Genomic DNA, 10,040 nt, shown 5'->3' with positions numbered 1-10,040 from the left:
AACCGGCCAGGTCGATAAAGGCACTGGCTTTTAACACGCTGTTGAGTTCTCAAGAAACGGACACCCACCGCGCCGGACCCGCTTCCGCGAGCCCCGCTCCGGGGCAACCCTTCTAATTTACCGGAACTTTCGCTCCTGTCAACCGGCTCATCCGAGTCGATCTTCAGGAAGCCCGGCCCGCCTCCCGCGTGCCATCGCAGGCGACGAAGATCGCCTGTGTCTGATCTTGCGGAAGAGTCCCCGGGGCCGGCCACCTTGCGGCGTCCTGCATCCCCTCTCGGGCCGTCCACTCCAGAGTACCTCGATCCGAAGCGGGCTTCGAACCGTTTTTTCCGGGTGGCTTCCCCTGGGGCCGTCCGCCTGCCGGCGTCCCGCATCCCCTTGGGGCAGGAAGAACATTAGGCAGGCGCGCACGGTCCGTCAAATCGGCGCGGCCACCCGCCGGACACCCTTCGGCCGCACGCCGGAAACTCCCAGGTCACGCGGGTTCGCGGCGGTCGGCGTCAGTGACGCGTCAGCGGGAGGTCAGCGTCCGAGCCGCGATGTACGCGCCGTATCAGGGCCCTCCTGGACGCTCGGTGATGTCGAACACGAGTGACTGAGAGAGGCCGACCGATGGACTATGCGATCCAGGCCGAGGGCCTGCGGAAGAGGTTCGGGGATACCCACGCCCTGGACGGGGTGGACGTCGCGGCGAAGCGCGGGACGGTGCTCGGCGTGCTGGGCCCCAACGGAGCCGGCAAGACGACCGCCGTGCGGATCCTCGCGACGCTGTTGAGGCCCGACGCCGGCCACGCCTCGGTGAACGGATACGACGTGGTCAAGGACGCGGTCCGGGTGCGCGCGATGATCGGGCTGACCGGGCAGTACGCGTCCGTGGACGAGGAGCTGACCGGCACCGAGAACCTGGTGATGATCGCGCGGCTGCTCGACTTCGGGCGGGCCGACGCCAAGGCGCGGGCCCGCGAGCTGCTGGCCCGCTTCCGGCTCACCGACGCGGGGACCCGCGCCGTGAAGACCTACTCAGGCGGCATGCGCCGGCGGCTGGACCTGGCGGCGAGCCTGATCAACCGTCCGGAGGTCATCTTCCTGGACGAGCCGACGACGGGCCTGGACCCGCGGGCGCGCAACGAGGTCTGGGACACCGTCCGCGAGGTGGTCGCCGACGGCGCGACCGTGCTGCTGACGACGCAGCAGCTGGACGAGGCCGACGCGCTCGCCGACCGGATCGTGGTGTTCGAGCACGGCCGGGTGATCGCGGAGGGGACGTCGGACGACCTGAAGTCGCGGATCGGCCGGCAGACCCTCGCGGTCCGCGCGACCGAGACGTTCCGGACCGCGCAGCTGACCGCGATCGTGGCGGAGCTGACCGGCGAGCGGCCCGAGGTGCAGGAGGCGACGGGCCTGGTCACGGCGCCGGTGCAGGACCCGAAGCTGCTGCCCGCGCTGGTCCGGCGGCTGGACGAGGCGTCCATCGTGGCGGCGGAGCTGTCGCTGCGGCTGCCGAGCCTCGACGAGGTCTTCCTCACACTCACCGGGCACCTCGCCGAGGAGCGGCCCGCCGACCTGATCTCCGAGGGGAGCCTGGCATGACCACGATGACCGTCGACGCGCCCGTCTCGTCCGAGCCGCCGGCGCGGATCAGCCCGAGCAGGACGCTGCGGCACGGGCTGACGCTGGCGTGGCGCAACATCGCGCAGTTGAAGCATTCGCCGGAGAAGCTGCTGGACACGACGCTGATGCCGATCGTGTTCCTGCTGCTGTTCCTGTACGTGTTCGGCGGGGCGCTCGCCGGCAACACCCACGCCTACCTGCAGCAGCTGCTCCCGGGGCTGGTGGCGCAGATGGCGATGTTCGCCACGATGGGGCTGGGGACGGCGCTGAACGAGGACATCCACAAGGGGGTGTTCGACCGGTTCCGGAGCCTGCCGATCGCGCGGTCGGCGCCGCTGATCGGGTCGGTGCTCGGGGACACGGTGCGGTTCCTGACCGTGATGGTGGTGCTGGTGGGCTTCGGGTCGATCCTGGGGTTCCGCTTCCACACCGACCCGCTGTCGGTGCTGGGCGCGTTCGCGCTGGCGTACGTGTTCTACCTGGCGGTGTGCTGGATCTCGGTGCTGGTCGGGCTGGTGGCGCCGTCCCCGGAGACGGTGCAGGGCCTGGCGTTCATCTGGGTGATGCCGCTGACGTTCGGCAGCAGCATCCTGGTGCCGAACACCTCGACGATGCCGGGCTGGCTGGAGGCGTGGACGAAGGTGAACCCGGTCACGCACCTCGCGGACTCGGTGCGGGCGCTGACCGTGGGCGGGCCGGTCGGCAACCACGTCTGGTACACGCTGGCGTGGGCGGCAGGGATCGTCGTGGTCACGTTCCCGCTGGCCATGCGGATGTACTCGCGCCGCACCTGAGCGGGGCGTGGAGATCAGCGCGTGCCGGGGACGCCGGCCCGGAAGCGGAGTGCCGGGTCGGCGTCCTTCGCCGCGTCCACCGCGTAGAGCATGTCGATGCCGGCCTTGAGGTAGGGGTACTCGGCCGCGAGGTAGGCCAGCTCGTACGGTCCGGCGGGCAGGCCGCAGCGCGCCAGCATGGCGGCCACCTCTGCGGTCGCGTCGGCGGCGCCGGGTCCGGTGGGGACGGTCTCGGTCATCGGTCGTCTCCTGGGGCGGCGGCGAGGGCGGGGACGCGGAGGTGCCAGTCGGTGACGCTTTGGTAGGCGTCGGCGGCGCGCAGGACGCCGGCCTCGCCGAACGCGGGGCCGGCGAGCTGGAGGGACAGCGGCATCCCGGCGGCGGTCGCGCCCATCGGCGCGGCGAGGACGGGGTTGCCGACGCAGTCCCAGTACGGGGTGAAGAAGAACCGGGACGCGGCGTCCACGTTGACGGTCCCGGCGGCGTCGGTGATGTCGTCGTAGCGCGGGGCGCCGATGCCGAGCGTCGGCGCGGCGACGAGGTCGACGTCCTCGAAGAGGCGGGCGAGCGCCTGCTGGGCGACGCGGCGGACGCGCTGCGCCTGGACGTAGTCGGCGCCGGTGGCGAGGGCGCCGCGGGCGAGCGCGAGGCGGGTGGACGGGGCGTAGTCGTCCCAGCGGGCGGCGAGGTCGGCGCGGTGGTAGGCGAGGGCCTCGGCGCCCATCGTGACGTAGTTCGCGGTGATCGTCTCGGCCCAGTACGGCAGCGTCACCTCGACGAGCGTCGCGCCGAGCCCGGCGAGGACGCGGAGCGCCTCGTCGAACGCGGGCGCCAGGGCGGGGTCGGCGTCGTCGGGGAAGTGGTTCTCGCGGACGACGCCGACGCGCACGCCGTCGAGGGTGCCGCCGAACTCCGGCGCGGTGTACGGGACGTCGGCCGAGTCGGGGTCGGCGGGGTCGGGCCCGGCGATGGCGGCGAGGACGGCGGCGCAGTCGCGGGCGCTGCGGGCGAGCGGCCCGACGTGGTCGAGGCTGTAGCCGAGGGGGACGACGCCGGACTTCGGCACGCGGCCGAACGTGGGCATCAGCCCGGTGACGCCGCAGAACCCGGCCGGGATGCGGATGCTGCCGGCGGTGTCGGTGCCGAGCCCGGCGAAGAACAGGCCGGCGGCGACGCCGCCGGCGGTGCCGGAGCTGGAGCCGCCGGGCCAGGCGGCGGTGTCCCACGGGTTGCGCGGGACCGGGAACGGCCCGGACGGGTCGGGCATCCCGCACGCGAACTCCATGGTGCTGAGCTTCCCGGTGATCACCGCTCCGGCGGCCTTGAGCCGGGCGACGACGGGCGCGTCGCGTCCGGCGCCCCATCCCGGGTCGAGGACGGTGCTCTGCGCGGTGGTGGGGCCCTCGGCCATCGCGATGACGTCCTTGACGCCGAACGGGACGCCGTGCAGCGGCCCGCGGTCGGTGCCGGCGGCGAGCTCCCGGTCCGCCTGCTCGGCGCGGGCCAGCGCGTACTCGTCGAAGCGGGCGAGGTAGGTGCCGAGGGCGCCGTCGAGCCGGTCGGCGGCGGCGAGGGCGTCCTCGGTGAGGCGGACGCTCGTCACGTCGCCGGCGCGCAGCGCCGCGGCGGCCTCGGTCAGGGTCAGCGGTGTCGGCACGGGCGGGACGCTATGCGGCGTGGGTCACACCACGCCGCTCCGGTCCCGGTCAGCGGAAGGAGCGGGATCGGCCGGCGGACGACCGGGTCAGGCCGGCGGGCGTCCCGGGTCAGGCGGGCGGACGCCCCGGGTCAGGCCGACGCGATGAGCCCGGCGGCTTGCGCGAAGAGGGCGTCGCGGGTGACGCCGCGGCCGCGCTCGTACGCCTCCTCGAAGGCGGCGGCGCCGATCTCGCGCTTCACCGCGGGCTCGACGCGGCGGACCTCGTGCGAGCCCTCGTGGTGGAAGCCGAGCAGGCCGTGGGCGGTGCCGAGCAGCTCCGCGGCCCGGACGTGGTGGCCGCGCGCCGCCGCGAGCGCCGCGACGCCCTCCAGCAGCGACGCGAGCAGCGGGTTCCCGTTGATCCAGTCGTCGCCGAGGTCGTCCCAGGCGCGGGTGTGCCATGCGGCGGCCTCGTCGAGGTCGCCCTCCTCCTCGGCGAGGCAGCCGAGCCGGCAGTAGGTGAGGCGCAGCTCCCGGGCGAAGTCGGGGCGGTGCCGGCGCGGCTCGACCCACTTGTAGGCGCGGTCGGCGTAGACGCGGGCGGTCTCCATGTCGCCCTCCCACAGCGCCAGCTCGCACTGCAGGAGCAGCGCGGACGCGGCGTCCGCGAACTCGCCGACCCGCTCCATCGACGCCGCCGCGGTCTGCAGGTCGCGGCGCGCCTGCTCCATGTCGCCGAGCGTCGCGCGCACGCGGGCGAGGCCGGTGAGCATCCCGGCGCTCGCCTCGGGGCTGAGGCCCTCGCGGGCGTAGTCGAGCGCCTCCTCGCCGTACCGGATCGCCTCGGCGAGCTCCCCCCGGCCGACGGCGACCTGCATCAGGCCGCCGAGCGCCATGATCAGCCCCCACCGGTCGCCGAGCTCGCGGAACGCGGCGCAGGACTCGGCGATCTCGCCGGCGGCGCGGCCGATCTCGCCGGCGTTCAGCGAGATGTGCCCGAGGATCACCTTCACCATGGCGTGCACCCACGGGTCGGGATGGTCCTCGACGGCCCGCAGCCGCCGCCGGGTGTCCTCCATGTCGCCGGTGAAGATGCTGCCCGCCGGCCTGGCCAGGGCGAGGGCGGGATGGCGCGGGGAGTCCGGGACGAACCGCATCACCCGGTCCAGCGCCGCGTGCAGGGAGTCCTTCGTCGGCCCGTCGGCGGAGGCCATCACGGTGATCAGGTCGCTGGAGATGACGCAGAGCGCGAACTGCTCCTCCATCCCCGGCGGCGGGGCGTCGCCCGCGATCTCGCGGACGGACCGGGCCCAGCCCCCCGCCTCCAGCTCCATGTCGCGCATCATCCAGAACCACACCAGCGACCCCAGGAGCCGCAGCGCCATCGGCACGTCGCGGACGGCGGTCAGGTGCCGGAACGCCGCGCTGCAGTTGTCGCGCTCGGCGAGCAGCCGCGCGGTCCAGTAGAGCTGGTTCGCGCGGCGCAGCTCGGGCTCGGCGCGCTCGGCGAGGTCGACGCAGTAGGCGGCGTGCTCGGAGCGGACGCGGGCGGTCTCGCCCGCCTCGTCCAGCTTCTCCGCCGCGTACACGCGGACCGTCTCCAGCAGCCGGTAGCGGACGTCGGCGTCGCCGTCCGCCATCACCAGCGACTTGTCGATCAGCGCGGCGATCACGTCGATGACGTCGTCGGGGTGGGGCGCGCCGGGCGCGTCCAGGCCGCACACCCGCACCGCGCTCTCCGGCGTCGCGCCGCCCGCGAACACCGACAGCCGGCGCAGCACGGTGCGCTCCACGCCGTCGAGCAGGTCCCAGCTCCAGTCGACGACGGCGCGCAGCGTCCGGTGCCGGGGCAGGGCGGTGCGGCTGCCGGCGGTGAGGAGCCGGAACCGGTCGCCGAGCCGGTCGGCGACCTGCCCGGGGGTGAGCGCGCGGAGCCGGGCGGCGGCCAGCTCGATGGCGAGCGGGATGCCGTCGAGGGCGCGGCAGATCGCCACGATGTCGCCGACGGTCTCGGCGTCGACCGCGAAGCCGGGCCGCACCGCCGCGGCCCGGTCGGCGAACAGCCGGATCGCCGCGTACCCGAGCGCCTCCGCCGGTTCGGGCTCGCTCTCCTCGGGCGGCAGCGGCAGCGACGGGACGGGGCACAGCGACTCGCCGGTGATGCCGAGCGGTTCGCGGCTCGTCGCGAGGATCCGGACGGCCGGAGCGTGGGCGAGCATGTGGCCGGCGAGTTCCGCGACCGCGTCGACGAGGTGCTCGCAGTTGTCGAAGACGACGAGCATCCGCTTGCCGGTGAGGAAGTCGGTGAGCCGTTCGAGGGGGCGCGGGACCGTCCGCGTCTCGCCCTTGCGGACGGTCTCCGGCACGCCGAGCGCGACGAGCACGGTCTGCAGGAGGTCGCCGGGGTCGCTGACCGGGGCGAGCGCGACGAACCACACGCCGTCCGGCATGTCGTCCAAGAACGCGGCGGCGGTCTCCCCCGCCAGCCGCGTCTTGCCCGCGCCGCCCGGCCCGGTCAGGGTGACGAGCCGGGTCTCGCGCAGCAGCTTGCCGACCCGCCGCGACTCCTCCTCGCGCCCGACGAAGCTGGTGAGCTGCGCCGGGAGGTTCGTCCGCGCGGGTCCCGGCGCCGGTGAAGGCAGAGGGGGCGGGGGCGGTGCCGTGGGTGCGGGCGGTCCCGCCGCGGCCGGTTCGCGGCGCAGAATCGACAGGTGGACGGCGGCCAGTTCCGGGGACGGGTCCACACCGAGCCGGTCGGCGAGCGCGCGCCGCGTCTCCTCGTAGACCTCCAGGGCGTCGGCCTGCCGCCCCGCCGCGTACAGCGCGCGCATGAGCTGGCCGCGGAGCCGCTCGCGGAGCGGGTGCGCGGCGGCCAGCGGTTCCAGGTCCGCGACGGGCGGGACGGGCCGCCCCGCGGCGACCTCCGCGTCCACCCAGTCCTCGACGGCGGCGAGGCGCAGCTCGTCCAGCCGGCCGATCGCCGGGAGGGCGTGGTCGGCGTCGGCGACGTCCGCCAGCGCGGGACCGCGCCACAGGTCCAGCGCGCGGCGCAGGCCGTCCGCGCGGCGGTCGGGGTCGCTCTCCTTCCACGCGGCGGCGACGGCGCGCTCGAACGCGACCGCGTCGACCTCGCCGGGGTCGATCCCGAGCCGGTAGCCGCCGGGGCCGTGCTCGACCAGGTCGCGTCCCGCGACGCCCCGCAGCCGAGACACCAGCGCCTGGAGCGCGTTGCCGCCGCCGGCCGGCGGCGCGCCGTCCCACAGGTCGTCGAGCAGCCGGTCGGCGGACACGGGACGTCCCGCCTCGGCCGCCAGCCGGATCAGCAGCGCGCGCAGCCGCGGGCCGCTGACCTCGACGGGTCGCGCGGCCTCGTCCCGCACGGACAGCGGGCCCAGGATGCCGATGCGCACATGTCCCCTTTCCGGGTGCCATTGTCCCCGATAAGGAGACCCATCCCACCCGCCGTCCATGTGTGGACGGCGTGCACCGGGTAGTCACCTTGTATGCCCAGAGCACAGATCAAGGACGAGAAGAAGTACCAGAAGCTCCGTGACAAGGGCGAGAGCAAGGAGAAGGCCGCCCGGATCGCCAACGCGTCCGCGGGCCAGGGCAGCAAGAAGGTCGGCCGCAAGGGCGGCGAGAGCCCCTCGTACGACGACTGGACGAAGGACGACCTCATGAAGCGCGCCCGCGAGATCGGCATCGAGGGCCGCTCGTCGATGAGCAAGTCCCAGCTCGTGAAGGCGCTGCGCGACCACTGATGGAACTGGTCTTCGTACTGGACTGCGCGGACCCCGACGCGCTCGCCGACTTCTGGGCCGCCGCGCGCGGCTAAGAGCGCGGGGGCTAAGAACCCCCCATCGTCGCCCTCACCGACCCCCGCGGCGAGAACCCCCGGCTCCTGCTGCAGCGCGTGCCCGAGCCGAAGGCCGCCAAGAACCGCATGCATCCGGATCTGCGGGTCGCCGACATGGACGCCGAGGTCGCCCGCGTGAAGGGGCTCGGCGCGACCGTCGTGCGCGGGCCGTTCGTCGACGACGGCTGGCCGACCACGGTCTGCGCCGACCCCGAGGGCAACGAGTTCTGCGTGATAGCCCCGCCCGGAGAGGAACAGGCATGAGCACCGTCGTCGACACGGCGCGCAAGCAGAAGGAGAAGTACGCCGGGGACGCCGACCGGCCGCTCGGCTCCTACCTCGGCACGCTCGCCGTCTACGGCATGACCACCGCCGCGATGGCGCTGCTGGCGTGGCGGCGGCGCGGCCGGACCCCTGGCATCGGCGTCGGCGACCTCGCGCTGATGACGATCACCACGCACAAGCTGTCCCGGCTGATCGCCAAGGACCCGGTGACGAGCCCGCTGCGCGCGCCGTTCACCCGCTACTCCGGGACGTCCGGCCCCGCCGAGCTCGCCGAGGAGGCCCGCGGCCACGGCGTCCGGCACGCCGTCGGGGAGCTGATCACCTGCCCGTTCTGCACCGGGCAGTGGGTCGCGACGGCCTACGCGGCCGGGCTGATCTTCGCTCCGGACGCCACCCGGCTCGCCGGGGCCACGATGACCGCCGTGGCGGGCTCCGACTGGCTCCAGCTGGCCTACGCGCGGCTCCAGCAGTGCGCCGAGGGCTGACTCCCGCGAGCGACGACCGACTCCACAATCGCCACATTCTTGACGTTTGCCCCAGCGGAATCGGGTACGGCGACCCTATGGAGCTGTCATTCCTCAAGACGCTGTACCAGCACCCGGGCCCCTACGTGTCGGTGTACGCCGACCTCACCCGGACGACCGAGGACGCGTCCAAGGCCGCCGAGCTGCGGTGGCGGGCGCTGCGCGCGGAACTGGAGGCCCAGCACGCCCCCAAGGCCACGCTCCGCGCCGTCGAGCGGACCATCGACGAGGAGATGGCGGAGCGCCGTTCCGAGGGCCTGGTGGTCTTCGCCGCCGACGGCGAGGTGCTGCACACCGACCGGCTCCCCGGCCCGCCGCGGTCCCCGCACGCGTGCGTCGCCCCGCTCCCCCACGTCGTGCCCTACCTCGCCGACCGCGGTGACCAGTTCCCGCACCTGACCGCCATCGTGGACCGCCGCGGCGGCACCATCGACTGCGTCCACGCCGACGGCCGCCGCGAGCACATCGAGGTCCAGGGGGACGAGGACTACCCGATCCGCAAGGTGAAGGCCGGGGACTGGAACCAGTCGCGCTTCCAGCGCTCGTCGGAGAACGTCTGGAAGGCCAACGCCAAGAAGGTCGCCCACAAGATCGACCGGGTCGCGGAGCGCTGCGGCGCGGAGGCCGTGCTCATCGCCGGCGACACCCGTGCCCGCACCGCCGTCCTGGACGAGATCTCCGAGCCCGTCCTGGAGCGCACGGTCGAGGTCGACAAGAACGCCGGCGCCGGGCACCCCGACCTCCGGGCGGAGCTGGACCGCGTCCTCAAGCTGAAGACGACCGAACGCGTCATGGCCGTCGCGGAGCGCTTCGACCGTGAGCTCGCCAACGGGCAGCGCGCCGTCGCGGGCCTCCCGGCGACCGTCCAGGCCGTCCGGCAGGGCCAGGTGGAGACGCTCATCCTGGACGACGATCCGGAGTCCCCGGCCCGCCTGTGGATCGGCCCCGATCCGGCCCAGGTGGCCGCCGACCCCGACGAGCTCCGCACCGAGTTCGGTGTCGACGACCCCACGCCGGAGCGCGCCGACGCCGCCCTCGTCCGGGCGCTCACCGCCACGGACGGCGACCTGGTCGTCCTGCCGGCCGACGGCCCGAACGCGAACCTGCACGTCGGCGCCGTCCTCCGCTACACGGCGTAGGCATGAAAAAAGGAGCGGGCGGACCCGCTCCTTGCTTCGCGTGGAGCTATGGGGATTCGAACCCCAGACCTCCTCCATGCCATGGAGGCGCGCTACCAACTGCGCCATAGCCCCGTGCTTCGGGGAAAAGCTTAGTGCACGTTGGGAGCACTTCGGACGCCGCGGGCCACGGAGGGGCGTGGCGCGGGG

The 10,040-nt window shown here is 73.9% G+C and carries 9 protein-coding genes and 1 tRNA gene; 6 read left to right on the top strand and 4 right to left on the bottom strand.

Annotated elements, in window-relative coordinates; translation table 11 throughout:
• Positions 1–615 precede the first annotated feature (615 nt).
• Together ABZ914_RS38790 and ABZ914_RS38785 are read left to right on the top strand one after the other, a co-directional pair.
• The gene (locus tag ABZ914_RS38790; RefSeq protein WP_500199471.1) at positions 616–1,593 is read left to right on the top strand and encodes an ATP-binding cassette domain-containing protein; all 978 of its coding nucleotides are present in this window, start codon (positions 616–618) and stop codon (positions 1,591–1,593) included.
• Positions 1,590–2,408, top strand: coding sequence for an ABC transporter permease (locus ABZ914_RS38785; RefSeq protein ID WP_433150187.1), 819 nt, complete (start codon positions 1,590–1,592; stop codon positions 2,406–2,408). Before ABZ914_RS38790 ends, ABZ914_RS38785 begins: the two co-directional genes overlap by 4 nt.
• 14 nt (positions 2,409–2,422) lie before the next feature.
• Here the strand turns inward: ABZ914_RS38785 and ABZ914_RS38780 are convergent, their stop codons facing one another.
• From ABZ914_RS38780 to ABZ914_RS38770, 3 genes are all read right to left on the bottom strand, one after another.
• Entirely contained in the window at positions 2,423–2,647 is a 225-nt protein-coding gene (locus tag ABZ914_RS38780) for a hypothetical protein (RefSeq protein WP_500199470.1), read from the bottom strand.
• Complete coding sequence (locus ABZ914_RS38775; protein WP_500199468.1) at positions 2,644–4,065, bottom strand: amidase; 1,422 nt, start codon at positions 4,063–4,065, stop codon at positions 2,644–2,646. The genes ABZ914_RS38780 and ABZ914_RS38775 overlap by 4 nt, the downstream gene beginning before the upstream one ends.
• A gap of 131 nt (positions 4,066–4,196) precedes the next feature.
• Entirely contained in the window at positions 4,197–7,457 is a 3,261-nt protein-coding gene (locus ABZ914_RS38770) for an AfsR/SARP family transcriptional regulator (RefSeq protein WP_500199467.1), read from the bottom strand.
• 93 nt (positions 7,458–7,550) lie between these two features.
• Here ABZ914_RS38770 and ABZ914_RS38765 point away from each other — a divergent pair, with 93 nt between their 5' ends.
• The 4 genes from ABZ914_RS38765 to ABZ914_RS38750 all read left to right on the top strand — a co-directional run bounded on the left by ABZ914_RS38765 (position 7,551) and on the right by ABZ914_RS38750 (position 9,851).
• A complete protein-coding gene (locus ABZ914_RS38765) occupies positions 7,551–7,808 on the top strand; it encodes a DUF7218 family protein (RefSeq protein ID WP_500199465.1) in 258 nt (85 codons plus the stop codon).
• Positions 7,809–7,906: 98 nt separating this feature from the next.
• Complete coding sequence (locus ABZ914_RS38760) at positions 7,907–8,167, top strand: VOC family protein (RefSeq protein ID WP_500199472.1); 261 nt, start codon at positions 7,907–7,909, stop codon at positions 8,165–8,167.
• Entirely contained in the window at positions 8,164–8,673 is a 510-nt protein-coding gene (locus ABZ914_RS38755; RefSeq protein ID WP_500199464.1) for a DUF1360 domain-containing protein, read from the top strand. The genes ABZ914_RS38760 and ABZ914_RS38755 overlap by 4 nt, the downstream gene beginning before the upstream one ends.
• A gap of 77 nt (positions 8,674–8,750) precedes the next feature.
• Positions 8,751–9,851 carry a baeRF2 domain-containing protein gene (locus ABZ914_RS38750; protein WP_500199462.1) on the top strand — a complete coding sequence of 367 codons (1,101 nt, stop codon included), beginning with the start codon at positions 8,751–8,753 and terminating at the stop codon, positions 9,849–9,851.
• Positions 9,852–9,892: 41 nt separating this feature from the next.
• Here the strand turns inward: ABZ914_RS38750 and ABZ914_RS38745 are convergent.
• Positions 9,893–9,965 (bottom strand) — tRNA-Ala (locus ABZ914_RS38745).
• Positions 9,966–10,040: the final 75 nt, after the last annotated feature.

The sequence above is a fragment of the Spirillospora sp. NPDC046719 genome (assembly GCF_040645715.1).
In the GTDB taxonomy this organism is placed as follows: Bacteria; Actinomycetota; Actinomycetes; order Streptosporangiales; family Streptosporangiaceae; genus Spirillospora.
This window is presented reverse-complemented; position numbering and strand designations above follow the sequence as displayed.